This is a genomic window from Proteus columbae, from assembly GCF_009914335.1.
Classification (GTDB): Bacteria; Pseudomonadota; Gammaproteobacteria; order Enterobacterales; family Enterobacteriaceae; genus Proteus.
Genome location: NZ_CP043925.1, coordinates 1,727,989 through 1,746,630 on the forward strand (window position 1 = coordinate 1,727,989; position 18,642 = coordinate 1,746,630).

The window sequence follows — 18,642 nt, forward strand, 5'->3', positions numbered from 1 at the left end:
TATTAAGGGTTTTTTAATATTTTCTTAATAAGACGGATGTCGGCGAACAATAGTTTGTATATAATTGTTTTTTATTCATTCATTAACTAGGCTACATTTTTATGAGTCACTTCCTTCCTTTCTCTCGCCCTGCGATTGGCGATGAAGAAATCAAAGCCGTTGAGGATGTACTGCGTTCAGGTTGGATTACAACAGGCCCTCAAAATCATCAATTAGAGCAAGATTTTTGTGAAAAATTTGGTAGCAAACATGCTATCGCAATTTGCTCTGCCACTGCGGGTATGCATGTTGTTTTAATGGCGATGGGAATTGGCGCTGGTGATGAAGTTATCACACCATCACAAACTTGGGTTTCGACGATGAACATCATTACATTACTTGGTGCAGAGCCAGTGATGATTGATGTTGACCGTGATACTTTGATGGTGAGTGCAGAAGACGTCAAAAAAGCGATTACACCTAGAACGAAAGCAATTATTCCGGTTCATTATGCGGGGGCACCTTGCGATCTTGATGCATTAAGAAAAGTTGCACAAGATGCAGGCATTCCTCTTATTGAAGATGCAGCGCATGCTATTGGTACTCGCTATAAAAATGAATGGATTGGTGAAAAAGGAACCTCCATTTTTTCTTTTCACGCGATTAAGAATGTAACTTGTGCAGAAGGCGGATTAGTTGTTACTGATAATGACGAATTAGCCAATAGAGTACGTTGCTTAAAATTCCACGGTTTAGGGGTAGATGCCTTTGATAGACAAATTCAAGGTCGTAAACCTCAAGCAGAAGTTGTTGAACCTGGCTATAAATACAACTTATCTGATATTCATGCGGCGATTGCTGTGGTGCAATTAGGGCGTTTAGATGAAATGAATGCTAAACGTGCTGAGTTGGTTGCACTGTATCGTGAAAAACTCAAAGATTCTCCATTAGAAATGTTGAGTGTCCCTGAATATTCACATTTACATGCAAATCACCTGTTTATGGTGAGAGTTGATAAAAATGCCTGTGGTATCGATCGTGATGCTTTTATGGAGAAATTGAAGCAAAAAGATATTGGTACAGGGCTTCATTTCCGCGCAGCGCACACCCAAAAATATTATCGTGAGCGCTATCCTTCTTTATCCCTTCCTCAATCAGAATGGAACTCTGCAACGTTATGCTCGCTGCCGCTGTTTCCTGATATGAGTAATGAAGATGTTATTCGCGTTGTAGATGCGATCAATGAAATTCTTTCGGAGCATATTTAAGTGTCAACATTTGATAAAATCAAGAAAGTATCGGTTGTAATCCCCGTTTATAACGAGGAAGAGAGCCTTCCTCAGCTTTTAGAACGTACAATTAAAAGCTGTAAACAATTAGAACAAGAATATGAACTGATCCTTGTTGATGATGGTAGTAGTGACAATTCAGCTAAGATGTTAGAAGAAGCGGCTGCCATTGAAGAAAATCACGTTATTGCAATTATTTTAAACCGTAATTACGGCCAACACTCCGCAATTATGGCTGGTTTTAATCAGGCTGATGGTGATTTAGTGATCACATTGGATGCTGATTTACAAAATCCACCTGAAGAGATCCCAAGACTTGTGGCGACTGCTGAAGAAGGGTATGACGTTGTCGGAACTCGTCGTCGTAACCGCCAAGATTCATGGTTTCGCAAAACCGCTTCAAAAATGATCAACTCAATGATCACTAAAGCAACGGGTCGCTCTATGGGAGACTACGGTTGTATGTTGCGTGCTTATCGTCGCCATATTGTTGAAGCGATGTTACAGTGTCACGAAAGAAGTACATTTATTCCAATTCTTGCGAACACATTCGCTCGTCGTACTATTGAAATTGATGTTGCACACGCAGAGCGTGAATATGGCGATTCAAAATACAGTTTTTTAAAGCTGATTAATTTAATGTACGACCTATTAACTTGTCTAACCACGGCACCATTACGTTTATTAAGCATTGTCGGCAGTGTGATCGCTGTATCTGGCTTTGTCTTAGCCTTACTGTTGATTATTTTACGTATTATTTTCGGTGCAATGTGGGCTGCTGAAGGTGTATTCACACTTTTTGCAATCTTATTTATGTTTATCGGTGCGCAGTTCGTTGCAATGGGCTTATTAGGTGAGTATATAGGCCGAATTTATAATGATGTAAGAGCGCGTCCTCGGTATTTTATCCAAAAAGTGGTTGGTATTAATAAACCCAACGAAGATCAGGAAAAAGACTAATGAAAGCAATAGTATTTGCCTATCATGATATTGGCTGTGTTGGTTTAAAAGCACTTGAAAAAGCAGGTTATGATATTCAGGCTGTATTTACCCACACTGACGATCCTAATGAAAATCATTTCTTCTCATCTGTTGCTCGTGTGAGTGCAGAAATGGGATTGACAGTATTTGCACCTGAAAATGTCAATCACCCATTGTGGATTGAACGTATTCGTGAAATGAAACCTGATGTCATTTTTTCTTTCTATTATCGTCACATGTTAAGTGATGAGATCCTGAATTTGGCACCAAAAGGCGCGTTTAATTTACACGGTTCTTTATTACCAAAATATCGCGGCCGCGCACCAATTAATTGGGCGATTGTGAACGGTGAAACAGAAACGGGTGTTACTCTGCATAAAATGACAGCGAAAGCTGATGCAGGTGATATCGTTGCTCAAGAAAAAGTCACTATTGCAGATAATGATACTTCTCTGATTTTACATGAAAAAGTAAGAGAAGCCGCTGATAAGTTACTTTCTAGTGCGTTGCCACATATCGCATCAGGTGATTATTCAACAACTGCACAAGATGAAAGCCAAGCAACTTATTTTGGCCGTCGTTGCGCTGATGATGGTTTAATCGACTGGAATGCAGATGCAAAAACAGTCCACAACTTAGTACGTGCTGTTACAGAACCATATCCAGGTGCATTTACTTTCTTAGGTGAACGCAAAATGATTATCTGGCGTTCACGCGCTATTGCTGATAATCAAGGCAAACGTCCTGGTACTGTCATTTCAACAGAACCTTTAGTGATTGCGTGTGCGAAAGGTGCAATCGAAGTTGTTACTGGTCAAAGTGAAAATGGTCTTTATGTTCAAGGAAGTCGTTTAGCGGCAGAAATGGGCATTGTGACTGATGTTCGCGTTGGACCCAAAGCAACGGCACAAGTAAAACGTCGTAAACGTGTTCTGATTTTAGGTGTGAATGGCTTTATTGGTAACCATTTAACAGAGCGTCTATTGAAAGATGATAACTATGATATTTATGGTATGGATATCGGTTCTTCTGCAATTGAGCGCTTTATTGGTAATCCACGTTTCCACTTTATTGAAGGTGATGTGAGCATTCATACAGAATGGATTGAATACCACATTAAAAAATGTGATGTTATTCTGCCATTAGTGGCTATTGCAACACCAATTGAATATACCCGAAATCCATTACGTGTATTTGAATTAGACTTTGAAGAAAACTTAAAAATTGTACGTTATTGTGTTAAATATAATAAGCGTATTATTTTTCCATCCACATCAGAAGTTTATGGTATGTGTGATGATAAAGAGTTTGACGAAGATAATTCACGTCTGATTGTTGGCCCAATCAATAAACAACGTTGGATTTACTCTGTATCTAAACAGTTATTAGACCGAGTTATTTGGGCTTATGGTGCCAAAGAAGGTTTGAAATTTACGTTATTCCGTCCATTTAACTGGATGGGACCTCGTTTAGATAACTTAAATTCAGCACGTATTGGTAGCTCTCGTGCAATCACACAATTAATTCTGAACTTGGTTGAAGGTTCTCCAATTAAATTGGTTGATGGTGGTGAGCAAAAACGTTGTTTCACTGATATCAATGACGGTATTGAAGCTTTATTCCGTATTATTGAAAACCGTGATAACAAATGTGACGGCCAAATTATCAATATCGGTAATCCAACTAACGAAGCAAGTATTCGAGAATTAGCAGAAATGCTGTTAGATTGCTTTGAAAAACATGAGTTACGTGGTCACTTTCCTCCATTTGCAGGCTTCAAGAAAATTGAAAGTAGCAGTTACTATGGTAAAGGCTACCAAGATGTTGAACACCGTAAGCCGAGCATTAAAAACGCAGAGCGTTTATTGGATTGGAAACCAAGTATTGAAACTCGCCAAACAGTAGAAGAAACATTAGATTTCTTCTTACGTGGCGCAGTTGAAGAATTAGGCACTAAATAGGAATAAATAATGAAGAAAGTTGGTTTGAGAGTTGATGTGGATACTTATCAAGGAACGAAACAAGGTATTCCACAACTGCTGGATGTATTTGCCAGACATAACATTCATGCCAGCTTCTTCTTTAGTGTGGGTCCAGATAATATGGGGCGCCATTTATGGCGCCTTTTAAAGCCTAAATTTTTATGGAAAATGCTGAGATCTAATGCTGCATCACTGTACGGCTTAGATATTTTATTAGCAGGAACAGCATGGCCGGGTAAAAAAATTGCTAAAAATTTAGGTTATTTGATGAAAGAAACCCAAGATGCGGGACATGAAGTTGGATTGCATTCATGGGATCATCAAGGCTGGCAAGCAAAAGTCGGGCGCTGGTCAACAGAAGAATTAATGCAACAAGTTCGTTTAGGTGTTGAAGCACTGGAAAAAGCACTTGAAAACCCTGTAAAATGTTCGGCAGTTGCTGGATGGCGAGCAGATGAACGCGTATTAACAGTGAAAGAAACTTTTCAATTCGATTACAATAGTGATTGTCGAGGAACGCATCCTTTTAGACCCATTTTAGAAAATGGTTCTATCGGTACGGTGCAAATTCCAGTAACATTACCAACTTATGATGAAGTTGTTGGTACAAAGGTAAAGGATGAAGATTTTAATCAATTTATTATTGATGAAATCAAAAAAGACAGTGGAATACCTGTTTATACTATTCATACCGAAGTTGAAGGAATGTCAAAAGCCGCTCAATTTGAGCAGTTACTGGCAATGATTGCAAATGAAGGCATCGAATTCTGTCCGTTAAGCGATTTATTACCACTAGATAAAGAAACGCTTCCGATGGGTAAAGTTGTTCGATCTGACTTTCCAGGTCGAGAAGGCTGGTTAGGGTGCCAACAAGAGGTCTAACGAAACTATGTTGAATAACCGGGCGAGTAAAATCGGGGCCATCCTCTTGGCTCTTTTTTTTGTTCTTACCTACTTATTTCCATTGAACAGCCGGTTATTATGGCAACCAGATGAAACCCGTTATGCGGAAATTAGCCGTGAAATGGTGGTGAGCGGGAACTGGATTGTTCCTCATATGCTCGATATTCGCTATTTTGAGAAGCCCGTAGCAGGTTATTGGATCAATAATGTTAGCCAATTAATTTTTGGCCACACCAATTTTGCTGTACGTTTTGGCTCAGTTATTTCTATTCTCTTAAGCACATTACTTGTCTATTTATTGGCAAGAATGATGTGGCGTAACCGCCAAGTCGCTTTTGTTTCTAGTTTAATCTATTTATCCATGTTCTTAGTGTTTAGCGTAGGTACTTACAGTGTATTAGATCCTATGCTGGCACTTTGGGTTACCGCGAGTATGGTTTGCTGTTTTTGGGCGCTTAAAGCTACCACAGTAAAAACACGAATATTGGCGTGGATAACATTAGGGCTTGCATGTGGTATGGCATTTATGACCAAAGGATTTTTAGCGTTAGCTATTCCGGTCATTGTTATGATACCTATCACGCTGTATCAAAAACAATTTACGCAAATGTTGCTCTATGGCTTACTTGCCGTATTTAGTGCAGCATTAATTAGTTTGCCGTGGGCATTGGCTATTGCTAAGGCAGAGCCAGATTATTGGCACTACTTCTTCTGGGTTGAACATATTCAGCGTTTTTCGGGTGAAGATGCTCAACATAGTTCTCCATTTTGGTACTACATTCCTGTTGTATTACTCGGCGTTATACCGTGGCTTGGTCTATTGCCTGGAGCATTAACTAGCGCATGGAAGAAAAGACGTAAGCGTCCTGAATTATTTTTCTTATTATGCTGGTTTGTCGTTCCATTCTTATTTTTTAGTATTGCGAAAGGTAAGCTACCGACGTATATGCTGCCGTTTATGGCGCCGCTAGCAATGCTAATGGCGAAATATGGCGTAGATTGTGCACGCAAATTTAGAATGAAAGCGCTGCGTATAAATGGTTATATCAATATCTTTATTGGTGTTGCTGTTGTTATCGCTATTTTAATTATCCAACTCGCTTCTTCAAAACCTATATATATGCCATATGAATGGTCTAAATGGGTATTAGCTATAGTGGCATTTTCATTATGGGGCATTATTGGTTATCTTTGCTCTACACTTAATGGAAAACACTGGTTATGGGCGGCGTCTTGTTCGCTAGGTGTTAGCTTATGTATCGGTCAGGCAATACCAAATAGCAGCGTAGATGGAAAGTTACCTCAAGAATTTATTCGCCAAAATATAGAGACATTAAACGCAAGCAAATACATTGTGAGCAATAGTGTTGGTATCGGTGCGGGATTAGCGTGGGAATTACAGCGTAGCGATATTTACCTTTATGAAAGAACAGGCGAATTAACTTATGGTGTTGAAGAGTACCCTGATTCACAGCATAAATTAATTAAACCTGATAATTTTGCTCAGTGGTTAGAAGAAGCAAGAAAAGAGGGGAATGTTTCAGTTGTTATTACCTTTAAAGATCCTAAGAAACTAGCACAATTACCAAGACCTGAAGAGCTGGTGACAAACCATCGAGTTGCTATTTTAACTTATGAGAAGCGTAATTAATGTCATTTGTTTTATTGCTGATCGTGAGCTTTTTGACCTGCATAGGGCAAGTTTGTCAAAAGCAAGCGGTGGTTAGCTGGCAAAGTGACTCATTAACAAAAGCCAGAAAAACGATTTTCTGGCTTTTTATTGCCATTGTAATGCTTGGTTTGGGGATGTTGTTTTGGTTACGGTTATTGCAAATTCTGCCTCTTAGTATTGCTTATCCTATGTTAAGTATTAACTTTATTGTGGTGACGTTAATTGGCCAGTTTGTTTATAAAGAGCCCGTTAATGTAAAACATTGGATTGGTATCGCGTCAATTATGGTTGGTATTATATTGATGAGTATACAAGTATGAAAGGCTATCTATGGGCAATTGGAAGCGCATTATTAGTGACAGCGGCTCAATTGTTGCTAAAGTTTGGTATGTCTGAATTACCAGCTTTACAGCTAGAAAAACAGTGGGTTGATTTCTCATGGTTGTGGGTCAATGTAACGCCACTCGCTATCGTGTTTGTTGGCCTTGTCGGTTATGTTCTTTCTATGGTTTGCTGGCTATTCACTTTACGTACCATTCCTTTAAATAAAGCCTATCCGCTGATCAGCTTGAGTTATGTGTTTGTTTATATTCTTGCAGTGATATTGCCTTGGTTTCAAGAAACACCATCATGGACAAAAACAGCGGGTGTAGCATTTATCATGGTCGGAGTGTGGTTAATAAGCCAAAAAACGAAAGAAGCACAATCACACTAACTTAATGATTGCAGAATTTATTTTCTGATCCCTGTTGTTAATTGTGCGATTTATTCTACCAATCATCACTCATTTATCTTCAATAACTTGTTTTTGCTTAAAAAAGCAGATAGATTTTAAAATCTATGGTAATAACAATGGTGGATGCAATGAGAAAGTCCGTTTTTTATCCTTTCTTACTCTGTATTATTCTGCTGGCTGGGTGTTCATCTAGTCCATCTAAGCGTATTCCACCTGCGCCTCCCTTAAAAACACAACTTTCCGATCCCATCATGGTGATAGTGCAATTAAAATCGCAACTTGAGCAATGGTATGGTACGCCTTACAGCTATGGTGGAATGACGCCTTCTGGTATTGATTGTTCAGGCTTCGTGTATAAAACTTACAGTGATCGTTTTGATATAAAACTTCCTCGAATGACCATTGATCAAACCAAATATGGTACACAAATCAGTAAAAGTGATTTAATGCCTGGTGATTTGGTTTTCTTCAAAACGGGCGGTGGTGAAAATGGGCTTCATGTCGGTATTTATGATACTGATAATACATTTATTCATGCATCAACTAGCAAAGGGGTAACTCGTTCATCCCTTGATAATGTCTATTGGAAAAAGACATTTTGGCAGGCTCGCCGATTGTAGTTTCGTGCCATTTAACAGCCTAATATATTGAGAGTTATGGTATCGTATACCTTATTTTCTTCATATAGGTATTCCTTATGTCAGGCAAATTGCGTCTGTTAATTTCCGAGTCTTATGATCCTTGGTTTAACCTTGCTGTTGAAGAGTGTATTTTTAGACAAATGCCCGCTGATCAACGCGTACTTTTTCTTTGGCGTAACGATAATACGGTAGTTATTGGTCGAGCACAGAATCCATGGAAAGAGTGTAACACCCGTAAAATGGATGAAGATGGTGTGAAATTAGCTCGCCGTTCAAGTGGTGGTGGGGCTGTTTTCCATGATCTTGGCAATACCTGTTTTACCTTTATGGCAGGAAAGCCAGAATATAATAAAACAATTTCAACTCAAATTATTCTTGATGGATTATTAAAAGCAGGCATTAATGCTACGGCATCAGGACGTAACGATTTGGTGGTTCCTCAAGATGATGGTGAAAGAAAGGTTTCTGGATCAGCCTATAAAGAGACTAAAGATCGTGGTTTTCATCATGGTACATTATTAATAAATGCTAACTTATCTAGATTAGCTAATTACCTCAATCCAGATCCGAAAAAACTTCAAGCTAAAGGTATCACGTCTGTTCGCTCTCGAGTGGCTAATTTGATCGAGCTTCAACCTAATATTACCCATGAAAAACTTTGTGAAACTATCACTGAAAGCTTTTTTGAATACTATGGTGAACGAGTAGAAGCAGAGATTATTTCACCGCAAAAATTACCTGATTTACCCGGTTTTGAAGAAACTTTCACTAAACAAAGTAGTTGGGAGTGGAATTTTGGACAAGCACCTGCGTTTTCACATCTTTTAGATAATCGTTTTAAATGGGGGGGCGTTGAGCTACATTTTGATATCGAGCGTGGCAACGTTATTAGAAGTCAAATATATACAGACAGTTTAGATCCTGCGCCATTAGAAGCATTATCAGAGATGTTGGTAGGGCAACGTTACACACCCGAGTCTCTAAAAGCGCTTATTGAGCAACTCACTCAGCGATATCCTAATAATAAAATAGAGCTTAACGAGCTTCAAGAATGGCTTGTGACAGCGATAGCGTAATTTTTATCAACGTTAGAAAACGATAAACAATAAGCATAAAAAAACCAGCTAAAAAGCTGGTTTTTTTATGAAGAATAATGTGATGCGAAATTGATTAGTGATTTTCACATGACATAAAGCAATGAGTGTCTGGCATTTTGCCATTTTCTCTAAATTTAGCGGGTGTAGTATTGAAATGCTTTTTAAAGATACGTGTAAATGTTGCTTGAGAGCTAAAACCATACATTAAAGCGATATCTAAAATAGACATATCTTTTTCTTGTAATGATTTAGCAGCTTCTAATAAGCGACGTTTGCGAACATATTCGCCTAATGTGCAGCCTTTAAAATCTTTAAAAATGCGTTGCAAGTGCCACTTAGAGTAGCCACTTTTATTTGCAATCGTATCGATTTTTATACCTTCGTTACGTTGTAACTGGGTTTCTAACCATTTCAGAATATCATTAACGACATTTTCAGCCATAAAACCTCCCACAAAAATGGTGGGGACACAGTGCCCAAGTAAATAGAATAGTAACGTATGTTATTTATAACCTATTTTAAGCATGAGGAAAATAACAGGTAGGCAAAAAGTGCTTTTCGTGATTGATAATCATTATCACAACGATAGGTGTGACTTATATAGTTTAAGTAAGGTTCAGTTTGCTGAATATTTCTGATTAAAAGTGATATTTTGTATGACTTTTACTTTGTTGAATTTATTGATTTATTTTTTTAGTTTAATAGTTCTGTTATACCTTTTATTTTTCGCTCTGTTATGCTTTTTGGTGCGAAATACAAGCTAATCATTGATTAAGGTGTATTTGAAATTCAATTTATTTGACTGAGTATCGAAAAATTAAAATAAGATTTATTAATCAATCGATGTGATATTACCTTCACCATTTTATTTTCAATTGCTAAGTTTATTGATAATAAATTAACTAAGCCACCTATTAGAAAGTAATGCTAAAAGGTGGCTTGGTAATAAAAATTTAGGTAGTGCTCTTTTTAGGGGCGTAGAAAAACTTGAGGATATATATGTTCTGGATGAGTATTAACACTCACATCTGCACCATACCATTTTTGTATATTTTCTGTTGTGAGTACGCTGTGTGGTGTACCTTCACAAACTAACTTTCCTTGATGCAGTAATAAAATTCTATCAGCATAAAGAGACGCTAAATTAAGATCATGCAAAACACAACACACCATAAGATTTTGTGTTTTTGCCAATTTTTTTAATAAACGTAAGCTGTGTTGCTGGTGGTAAAGATCAAGTGCGGAGGTTGGTTCATCAAGGAACAATACGGCTTCTTGTGGTGTAGGGTGCCATAATTGCGCTAACACTCTAGCAAGTTGTACTCGCTGTTGTTCTCCCCCCGATAATTGACGATAGTCTCTATCTTTAAATTTTAAACAGTCTGTTTGGAGTAGTGCGGTTTCAATTGCCATTTTTTTATGTTGTTGCCCATGAGGTGTTCTTCCCATAGCAACCACTTCTTCGACTGAAAATGAAAATGAGAGCTGACTATTTTGTCGCATAACAGCACGGTTTTGCGCTAATTGCTGGCTATTCCATTGTGAATAGTTTTTTTGTTTAAAATAACATTGACCTTGTGTTGGTGTTGTATAGCCTGTTAATAAGCGTAATAGCGATGATTTTCCTGCGCCATTAGGGCCAATAATGGTAACTAATTCCCCAGCATTAAACGAAAGCGACACATCATCAATAATGGTCTTATTGCCGATTCGGTAAGTTAAATTATTTCCATAGAGTAATGGCGTGTTTTGTTTTTCAATCATGACATTCTTCCTGCGGGTTGTCGTAAGATCAGCCAAAGGAAATAAGGACCACCAATTAATCCTGTAATGAGCCCCACAGGGATTTCTGCTGGAGATACCAATGTTCGTGATAATGTGTCAGCAGCGAGTAATAGTGTCGCACCACCTAAAATAGTGGCAGGTAATAGCCATACATGATTACTCCCAATGCGCATACGAATAAGGTGCGGAACAACAAGTCCAATAAATCCAATAACACCACTCAGTGCGACAGCACAGCCAATTAAAATGGCGCTAAGAAGTAACAAAATAAATTTGGTTCTTCTTACATTTAGCCCTAAGTAATGCGCTTCTTCATCACCAAGTTGTAATAGGTTTAATTTATGGCTTTGCCAACATGCCAAAATGCTAACAGGAATGATCACAAGGGTTGCAATAGATAAGGTTTTCCAGTCAATCTGGCTTAATGAACCCATCATCCAAAGTGAGAATTGACGTAACTGTTGGTCGGTACTGATGTAACTTAATACACCAATAAAAGACATACATAGCGCATTGATAGCAATACCGGCAAGCAATAACCGCGCTAAATTACCATCACTTAATTGATGCAATGAGAAGATAATCATTGCCACAATTAAACCGCCAATAAAGGCGGCAACAATATGACTGTAAAATGCAAAGGCTGGTGAAAAAGAGAACGGTAGAATAATCACAATGGCAACCATTAGTGCTGCACCGCTACTAATACCAAGTAGACCAGGATCAGCTAATGAGTTTCTAAATAATCCCTGCATTATCGCGCCTGATATTGCTAAAGCTCCTCCAACAAGAATGGCTAATAATACGCGAGGTAGACGGATATCTAGCCAAATTTGCCATTCCATATCATCAAAAGAGCTATTCCATAATGTATGAAACGAAAGGGCTAATGCACCGCTATTCACAGAAATTAATGTAACCGTAGTGAGTAAAAAGAGTAAAACTAAAATACTCATCCACGGTGAACGAAAACGAGACATTATTGCTCCAATGCTTGACGAATTTGATGCATGACTTCTGGTGTTGAAAGGGTAAAGCCTAATAATCCCATATCATCAACAATAACATAATGCTTGTTTTTACCCGCTGGTGTGTATTTTATGCCAGGTAACTCCCATAGTTTTTCAATTCCGCCAATACCTTTAATACCTTCTTTGGTTACTAGCAAAATATCAGGTTGGCTTGCAATAACACCTTCTTGAGAAAGTGGGCGATAGCTTGTAAACCCTTGCATGGCATTTTTACCGCCAACCAGTGAAATAATGGTATCCGCAGCTGTATTTTGACCCGCAGCCATTGGAACAACACCACCATGACTCATGATATAAATGACTTTCTTATCGATAGGAGTGGTTGAAATTTGCTTAATAGAGAGGGCGAGTTTCTCTTTTAGTTGATTGCCTTCTTGTTCTTTATTTAAAACTGTCGCAATGGTGTCTATTTTTTCATTAATGGCTTCTAATGAATGTGTACCTGTAATCGTTTTAACAGCAACTCCAGCCTCTTTAATACGACGTAATGCTAAAGAAGGGCGAGCGAGTTCACTGGTAATGATCAACGTTGGTTTGACAGATAAAATTCCTTCTGGGTTTAGCATTCGCATATAACCCACATCAGGAAGTGTTTTCACTTGTTCAGGAACTAAACTGGTGCTGTCTCTTGCAATAACTTGCTCACCTGCACCTAATGCGAAAACAATTTCTGTAATATCGCCACCAATAGTAACGATACGTTCATTGGCCGAAGTGATGGACGATATGACGCTACACAGGATCAAAAGAAGCCATTTTTTCATTAAATCATTCTCCGATTAGGCGATTTTAGTGAGGGTATTCACTTGTTCACGCCACTGTAGTTGCTCAGCAGTACCTTCAGTGCGTTGTCCGTAGAGTTGAGCAATTTGCTGCCCCTTGTTATCAAAGATTTCAAGGCTGGTAACAAACCCATCTTGAGTAGGTTTACGTGTTACCCAACTCTCTGCAATTTCACTTTCAATTAAATGAAGTGTAAAAGCAGGATTGAAAACGTTGATCCAAACTTGCTCACTATTTTCAAATTGATGCGGTACTAGACGATCAATTTGGCCTGTAAAAATTTGTACACAGCCACGGCTACCGACAAATATCATGATCTCGTTTTGCGCTTCTTTAGCGAGCTCTAATAAGGTTTTCAGTGCGTTGTTATCAACTTGATAAGCAAGGTCATCAGGAACCGCTTTGAATGCTTGTTGACGACTTAAGTTATTTTCTTTTAGTAATTTGAAGAATTGGTGAACGTCAGTCATTGAACGCCATTGTTGTTCAAGTTGTTCCGCTAATTCATTACTAACAGGTGTGTTTGAGTATGGTTCAACAGGAGTGATATCTAAAACGGGGTTTTCTTCAGATAAAAATGCTTGAATAAGTGCATTCCATTCATCCATATTCGTGTTATCTGTTGCATAGACTTTATGTAATGCATCACCATGCATATCAAAGAATTGAATGCTATAACGCGTTCCTTTTGATGTTTCTTCGGCAAGTGCAAAAATACTTGACCAATAAGCGAAGAAAAAGCGTAAATCCATTGCACGCGGATTTAAGATTAACCCTGCGTGATCGTTAAAACGGGCATTTGTGTATTCACCAAGGTGTTCATGAACGGCAATATCATTACGAGTAATCGCTTTGACTTCACCTACTTTACTCAATGCTTTTAATAATTCTTGTACATCATTGCGTAGACGCTTTGCATCGTGTCCTACACGGGCATGAGTGAGTTCGGCTTCACTGACATTTAAGTAAGTAGCGAGATCTCGTGCATATGATGCTTTTTTGTCCGCTTTAGCTTGCAGGTAGCTCTCATAAAGAGGTTTATTCACAGAAACTCCTATTATATCGTTGATTTTATTGTTAATTACCACTGATAACTCACAAGTACTTTTGCATTTCGTCCTTCTTGAGGAATACCTGCAGAAGAGTAATACGTTTTATCAAATGCGTTACCCAGTACAAATGAGGTTGTTAATCCTTTTAATGAGGCATTACCTTCATAACGAAGGTAGAAATCATTAACGCCATAACCTGCTTGTTGGCGATTGGTTGGGCGATTAAAACGGTCATGCTTGGTAAAGTCCGTTTTTTTGGTAAATTGACCGACCCAACCCACAGAAAAATCGGTACTTGGTACAGGAACATCAAAGCGACTGGTTAATGTATCTGGCTCAATTGAGGTAATTGAGGCATTTGTCGCATTATCTTTTCCTTTGGTATGGTTATAAGCTAAATCCCAATTAAAGAATTTTGATTGATAGCTCATCGAAACATCCCATCCCCAAATAGTTGCTCTTGGAATATTTGTTGACTGTGTATATCCCTGAAAAATAGCAACATCTGCATCAATATAATCTTTTGCGCGAGTATTGAAATGGGCAGCTTTAATTTTCAGATTATCATTATTAGATAATAAGTCGTCGAATTGAAAACCTAACCCATATTCAGTAGTTGAATTGGTTTCAGGCTTTAAATTAGGGTTTGGACGCCAATAGTTTGTTGGCGCGCCAGGGAAAGGTGCATCAAAATGTTTTGCATCGTTATACATCTCACCTAAAGTTGGCGCTCTAAATGCTTGTGAGTAAGAGGTATACAGCATTGACCAGTCAGTTGGTGTGATACTGATTGCCCCTTTTGATGACCATTTATCCGCAGTAATGTCATCATAACGATCGTTTTGGCTCTTATATTTGTCAAAACGTGTTCCTAAAATTAGGGAGACAGGTAAATCACGTAAAGTGACTTCATCTTGTACCCAACTGGACATAAAACGGATATCGGCTTGTGGGAAGCTTTCTGCATTTTGGCTTGGTGATTGTTTTTGTTTATAAACCTCGCCACCATAAGTCAATCCATGTGATGCAAAGCTGTACGTACCCACTTGTGAGCGGTTTTCGAGTTTTACGCCATAGGTTTTTTGCTCTCGACCTTCAAATCCTTTTTGTACCGTTTTGGCATTGATATCAACTTCACTGTAATAAGCCTGTGTTTTCAAATTAATCCATTGTGAATCTGAAGGATCAAATTGATAGGTTAACTGAACATCTTTTTGTGTTGTGGTGCGATCAGTTTCTACGTTTGCAGGTGTTGGGCCACTGGCAACTTGAGGGTTTTTAGGTTGATTTGTATTGTTATGGTAATAGCGGAATTGTCCACTTAATGTGTTGCTATCATCAATTAGCCAGCGCCCTTTGGAAAGTAGATTGATAATGGTTTCATCATTTTGAGCACGATAACCCCCACCGTAACGAGTATCACCTTTATCACGGGCTGAGAATGCGACGAGTCCATCAAGGTTATCGTGTCGGCCAAAAGCCGTAACACCCATACCTTGACTGTGCTGGGCGGTATTACCAAGACCAGTAACACGTACGCCACCTTGTTCGTGTTTTGAAAGCAGATCGCTTGCATCAACCGTATCGTAAGCGATAACACCGCCAAGGGCACCGCTACCATATAACAGAGCAGAAGGACCTCGAATAACTTCAACTTGTTTTATAAGCAGAGGATCAACAAAAATACTGTCGATATGACCGGTGTCTGTTCCTTGGCGAACGCCATCTACAAGTGTCAGTATTCCATTTTTACTGTATCCTCGCATACTGATGGTTTCACCATTAGTACGACCTGCGCCTGAAATTGAAATGCCAGGCACATGGCGAAGTAATTCAGAAGCACTTCCTGCTGTTTCTGACAACGCATTGTTATTTTTTATAACTGTTGACATCATCGGTAATGTAAAGCTATCACGCTCATTACCCGTCGCATAAACTGTAAGCACTTCTGTTTTTTTCTTCTCATTAGTTTGCGTCTTCTCTTGTGCAGATACACAAGCAGAAGAAACTGCAATTGCCAGCAAACTGAATTTAATCAATAGGGATGACTGAGACATGCAGATGGATCTCCGTTATTTAATGGGCTGTTAAAATACAGCCCTTTGTTATGTAAATTATTGCTCCTCATCTACCAGCGATAACTGATGGACATTTTGATATTTCGACCTTCTTGTGGCACACCTAATGCCGAGAAATGTTCTCGATTAAACGCATTGGCGAGCACTAACGCGGCTTGAATATCTTTATTGTTTTGAGATTGATAACTAATTGAAAAATCGTGAATACCATAGCCCGGATATTGGGTAATAAGTTCTTGCATTCGATTTGTAGTTTTGCCTTTTACATGAGGCGCTTGTCCTCGATGTGTGCCTTTATTCGCGGTAGTACCAGCGAATTTTCCTGACCACCCTAATGAGAATGGGGTTTTAGTAACAGGAAGTTGAATAAAGGTCGTCAGTATTTCAGGGCGAACAGGCGAAATGGTTTCATGTGTGGTTAACTCAAGGGTATGAGTACGGTTATAACTTAAACCTAGAGAAATTAATGGGTGTGAATAACGCAGACTAAGATCAATACCTTCAATCATTGCTTCGGGAATATTAAATGCTTGGAGATTTAATTTACCCGCAAATGAACTTGAATGCCAAGGACCATAAGTAATGTAATCCTTTGATTTAGTATCAAAATAAGCTGCTTTTAAAATGAGTTTATCTTGTTGTGATAAAAGCTGTTTAAATGAGAAATCAGCGCCATATTCCCAAGTGCTATTTCTTTCAGGTTTTAAGTTTGGATTAGGCACCCAATGCGCATTAAAAAAACCCGCTTTAAAATGGAATGAATCATTAAACATTTCATTTAAAGTTGGCGCGCGAAACGCAGTTGAATAGGTAGAATAAAGTTGTAACCAACGTGTTGGTGTGAATGTTAACGTGATATTTTCAGTTGTTCCTCGATAACTCGATGTATGTTTTTCTGCTTGTAATGTTTTAGCCGAAAATTTACTGAAGAAAGGATCAAGCCCTTCACCAGGTATATTTTTGTAATAGTGATAACGTATACCCGTTGTGAGTGTGAGAGGGAGTGATGGTGTACTGAGAGAACTTTGCAACCAACCTGCGATATAATTCATTTTCGCTAAAGGAAAGTTTTTTGCTTCTTCATTTGATTGCATTTTCTGCTGATAAGCTTCTGTACCAATAATCACAGATTGATTGAATGTGTCAAACCAATTGATACTGGCATTATCTTCAAATTTAAGCCCGTAAGTCGATTGTGTACGTGCTTCGTATTTACCTATTTTACCTTGGATATTTTTTTTTAAATCTGACGTTGTTAATTTAGTATCCGTTAAAAAAGTTTGGTTAATATCAAACTGTGAATAGTAAAGATAAGTGGTTAAATCTAACCATGAGTTTGTATCAGAAACATAGTGGTGAGTGAGCGCATAATTTTTTTGCTGAGTGTCGCGCTGCATCTGGTTACTTTCATTCTTGCCAAATCCGCCCATTCGATGCAAAACTTCTCGTTGTTCACCTGAATTATCATAATGGCGAGCTGAAATAATAAGCGTTTGATTTTCAGTTGGATAAAAATAAGCTTTTGCAAAGAAATTTTTAATATGCTCGTGATTTTCTAATTTATCACCATTAGCAAGACGAATAGGACCACGTTGACGTTGGCTATACGCAAATAAACCTTCTACAATATCGTGTCTTGCTGCAATAATGCCACCATAAGAAAAATGGCGATCTGCTGATGAAACTGAGCTAAATAGTTTTGCGCCTAATTTTTTATCCGTACCTAATATGGAACGAGGATCAAGAGTATTAAACGCGACAACTCCTCCCATAGCACCTGCACCATGCAAAGTGGATGCGGAGCCATGTTTTACATCAACACGTCTAATTAAAGAGGGATCAAGAAAGATACCACCTAAATTATTTATGGTGTTCTCTAGTGGTTGATGAATTCCATCAACGAGGATCTTGATACCTTTTTGGTCGTATCCTCGCATCAAAATATTCGAGCCATTCGTGATACCCGTTCCTGATAACGTCACACCAGCAACATCTTTTAATATTTCACCAGTAGTTGATGCGGTTTGTGTTTTAGCCGAAGAAGTATCAATAACAGAGTGAAAGTCTGAGGATCGATCGTCGTTATAGCCAATAACAGTAAGAGAGTCCGTTCCTGTATTTTCAGGGTGTGCAGAGGCAATAGGGGAATACAACAGACAAAGTGCTGTTGCTATACCTGAATATTTGAAATGTTTTTTCAGCATACACATACCATAAATATCCATAAAAAGTCCTTGTATATGGAGTTATTTAGCTGGCTGCCTAGCTGAGTTGATAGGTGGCTTGCACGTTATTGTCAAAAAAGATTATTTAGTCAGGATAAGTTTTCCTGCTTTAGTTTGGCGTAGTTGGTACAACTCTCCGTTATGTTGAATGTAAACCATGCCATCTTTACCTAATAACTCAATACTATTAATCGATTGAATTATTGAAGAATGAGAATTCTGCTTAGTTAAAGAACTATCCAAATTATTAGCTTTTTTATTCATAATACACTAAGAGTAATAAGCGTTATCATTATGATAATCATTATCGTTAACAAAAGTGTTTAGACAAGCTTTTTTTAACGTAAATAAGTAAATTTAAGTCATATTGTGAGTAATAGAGAGGTAGGTGATGAAATTTAAAACAAT

The 18,642-nt window shown here is 38.3% G+C and carries 17 protein-coding genes; 9 read left to right on the forward strand and 8 right to left on the reverse strand.

The features are described from left to right. Positions 1 to 101: 101 nt before the first annotated feature. From arnB to F1325_RS08425, 9 genes are all read left to right on the forward strand, one after another. The gene (gene arnB / locus F1325_RS08385) at positions 102 to 1,247 is read left to right on the forward strand and encodes a UDP-4-amino-4-deoxy-L-arabinose aminotransferase (RefSeq protein ID WP_109372452.1); all 1,146 of its coding nucleotides are present in this window, start codon (positions 102 to 104) and stop codon (positions 1,245 to 1,247) included. Continuing rightward, on the forward strand, positions 1,248 to 2,228 hold the full coding sequence (arnC, locus tag F1325_RS08390; protein WP_109372451.1) for an undecaprenyl-phosphate 4-deoxy-4-formamido-L-arabinose transferase: 981 nt from the start codon (positions 1,248 to 1,250) through the stop codon (positions 2,226 to 2,228). It begins immediately after the preceding gene. After that, complete coding sequence (gene arnA, locus F1325_RS08395) at positions 2,228 to 4,210, forward strand: bifunctional UDP-4-amino-4-deoxy-L-arabinose formyltransferase/UDP-glucuronic acid oxidase ArnA (protein ID WP_109372450.1); 1,983 nt, start codon at positions 2,228 to 2,230, stop codon at positions 4,208 to 4,210. Before arnC ends, arnA begins: the two co-directional genes overlap by 1 nt. Before the next feature lie 9 nt (positions 4,211 to 4,219). Next, positions 4,220 to 5,113, forward strand: a complete 894-nt coding sequence (arnD, locus tag F1325_RS08400) for a 4-deoxy-4-formamido-L-arabinose-phosphoundecaprenol deformylase (RefSeq protein ID WP_109372449.1) — start codon at positions 4,220 to 4,222, stop codon at positions 5,111 to 5,113. 7 nt (positions 5,114 to 5,120) lie between these two features. After that, on the forward strand, positions 5,121 to 6,785 hold the full coding sequence (gene arnT / locus F1325_RS08405) for a lipid IV(A) 4-amino-4-deoxy-L-arabinosyltransferase (RefSeq protein ID WP_160230314.1): 1,665 nt from the start codon (positions 5,121 to 5,123) through the stop codon (positions 6,783 to 6,785). Further along, positions 6,785 to 7,126 (forward strand): 4-amino-4-deoxy-L-arabinose-phosphoundecaprenol flippase subunit ArnE, encoded by a 342-nt coding sequence (arnE, locus tag F1325_RS08410; RefSeq protein ID WP_160230315.1) that lies wholly within the window; start codon positions 6,785 to 6,787, stop codon positions 7,124 to 7,126. The genes arnT and arnE overlap by 1 nt, the downstream gene beginning before the upstream one ends. Further along, positions 7,123 to 7,521, forward strand: a complete 399-nt coding sequence (arnF, locus tag F1325_RS08415) for a 4-amino-4-deoxy-L-arabinose-phosphoundecaprenol flippase subunit ArnF (RefSeq protein ID WP_160230316.1) — start codon at positions 7,123 to 7,125, stop codon at positions 7,519 to 7,521. Before arnE ends, arnF begins: the two co-directional genes overlap by 4 nt. Positions 7,522 to 7,670: 149 nt before the next feature. Then, entirely contained in the window at positions 7,671 to 8,162 is a 492-nt protein-coding gene (locus F1325_RS08420) for a C40 family peptidase (protein WP_036937364.1), read from the forward strand. Between the two features lie 77 nt (positions 8,163 to 8,239). Next, positions 8,240 to 9,259 (forward strand): lipoate--protein ligase A, encoded by a 1,020-nt coding sequence (locus tag F1325_RS08425; RefSeq protein WP_109372445.1) that lies wholly within the window; start codon positions 8,240 to 8,242, stop codon positions 9,257 to 9,259. A 94-nt stretch (positions 9,260 to 9,353) separates the two neighbouring features. On the opposite strand, the gene F1325_RS08430 is transcribed toward F1325_RS08425, so the two are convergent. The 8 genes from F1325_RS08430 to hemP form a co-directional block, all read right to left on the reverse strand. Next, on the reverse strand, positions 9,354 to 9,722 hold the full coding sequence (locus tag F1325_RS08430; protein ID WP_069369334.1) for a helix-turn-helix domain-containing protein: 369 nt from the start codon (positions 9,720 to 9,722) through the stop codon (positions 9,354 to 9,356). 527 nt (positions 9,723 to 10,249) lie between these two features. Further along, the gene (locus F1325_RS08435; RefSeq protein ID WP_109372443.1) at positions 10,250 to 11,044 is read right to left on the reverse strand and encodes a heme ABC transporter ATP-binding protein; all 795 of its coding nucleotides are present in this window, start codon (positions 11,042 to 11,044) and stop codon (positions 10,250 to 10,252) included. Continuing rightward, positions 11,041 to 12,045, reverse strand: coding sequence for a FecCD family ABC transporter permease (locus tag F1325_RS08440; RefSeq protein ID WP_109372442.1), 1,005 nt, complete (start codon positions 12,043 to 12,045; stop codon positions 11,041 to 11,043). Before F1325_RS08440 ends, F1325_RS08435 begins: the two co-directional genes overlap by 4 nt. Further along, on the reverse strand, positions 12,045 to 12,860 hold the full coding sequence (locus F1325_RS08445; RefSeq protein WP_109372441.1) for a heme/hemin ABC transporter substrate-binding protein: 816 nt from the start codon (positions 12,858 to 12,860) through the stop codon (positions 12,045 to 12,047). Before F1325_RS08445 ends, F1325_RS08440 begins: the two co-directional genes overlap by 1 nt. Before the next feature lie 15 nt (positions 12,861 to 12,875). After that, complete coding sequence (locus F1325_RS08450) at positions 12,876 to 13,925, reverse strand: hemin-degrading factor (protein WP_160230317.1); 1,050 nt, start codon at positions 13,923 to 13,925, stop codon at positions 12,876 to 12,878. Positions 13,926 to 13,960: 35 nt separating this feature from the next. After that, entirely contained in the window at positions 13,961 to 15,988 is a 2,028-nt protein-coding gene (locus tag F1325_RS08455) for a TonB-dependent hemoglobin/transferrin/lactoferrin family receptor (RefSeq protein WP_160230318.1), read from the reverse strand. Between the two features lie 71 nt (positions 15,989 to 16,059). After that, positions 16,060 to 18,234 (reverse strand): TonB-dependent receptor domain-containing protein, encoded by a 2,175-nt coding sequence (locus F1325_RS08460; protein ID WP_160230319.1) that lies wholly within the window; start codon positions 18,232 to 18,234, stop codon positions 16,060 to 16,062. Positions 18,235 to 18,315: 81 nt separating this feature from the next. After that, complete coding sequence (hemP, locus tag F1325_RS08465; RefSeq protein WP_109372437.1) at positions 18,316 to 18,498, reverse strand: hemin uptake protein HemP; 183 nt, start codon at positions 18,496 to 18,498, stop codon at positions 18,316 to 18,318. Positions 18,499 to 18,642: the final 144 nt, after the last annotated feature.

Excerpts from the sequence above, each read along its gene's own strand:
- F1325_RS08440 (WP_109372442.1), bottom strand. The coding sequence starts at position 12,045 with ATGTCTCGTTTTCGTTCACCGTGGATGAGTATTTTAGTTTTACTCTTT.
- F1325_RS08430 (WP_069369334.1), bottom strand. The coding sequence starts at position 9,722 with ATGGCTGAAAATGTCGTTAATGATATTCTGAAATGGTTAGAAACCCAG.
- arnD (WP_109372449.1), top strand. The coding sequence starts at position 4,220 with ATGAAGAAAGTTGGTTTGAGAGTTGATGTGGATACTTATCAAGGAACG.
- arnA (WP_109372450.1), top strand. The coding sequence starts at position 2,228 with ATGAAAGCAATAGTATTTGCCTATCATGATATTGGCTGTGTTGGTTTA.
- F1325_RS08420 (WP_036937364.1), top strand. The coding sequence starts at position 7,671 with ATGAGAAAGTCCGTTTTTTATCCTTTCTTACTCTGTATTATTCTGCTG.
- arnE (WP_160230315.1), top strand. The coding sequence starts at position 6,785 with ATGTCATTTGTTTTATTGCTGATCGTGAGCTTTTTGACCTGCATAGGG.
- arnT (WP_160230314.1), top strand. The coding sequence starts at position 5,121 with ATGTTGAATAACCGGGCGAGTAAAATCGGGGCCATCCTCTTGGCTCTT.
- F1325_RS08435 (WP_109372443.1), bottom strand. The coding sequence starts at position 11,044 with ATGATTGAAAAACAAAACACGCCATTACTCTATGGAAATAATTTAACT.
- F1325_RS08455 (WP_160230318.1), bottom strand. The coding sequence starts at position 15,988 with ATGTCTCAGTCATCCCTATTGATTAAATTCAGTTTGCTGGCAATTGCA.
- F1325_RS08445 (WP_109372441.1), bottom strand. The coding sequence starts at position 12,860 with ATGAAAAAATGGCTTCTTTTGATCCTGTGTAGCGTCATATCGTCCATC.
- arnB (WP_109372452.1), top strand. The coding sequence starts at position 102 with ATGAGTCACTTCCTTCCTTTCTCTCGCCCTGCGATTGGCGATGAAGAA.
- hemP (WP_109372437.1), bottom strand. The coding sequence starts at position 18,498 with ATGAATAAAAAAGCTAATAATTTGGATAGTTCTTTAACTAAGCAGAAT.
- F1325_RS08460 (WP_160230319.1), bottom strand. The coding sequence starts at position 18,234 with ATGGATATTTATGGTATGTGTATGCTGAAAAAACATTTCAAATATTCA.
- arnF (WP_160230316.1), top strand. The coding sequence starts at position 7,123 with ATGAAAGGCTATCTATGGGCAATTGGAAGCGCATTATTAGTGACAGCG.
- F1325_RS08425 (WP_109372445.1), top strand. The coding sequence starts at position 8,240 with ATGTCAGGCAAATTGCGTCTGTTAATTTCCGAGTCTTATGATCCTTGG.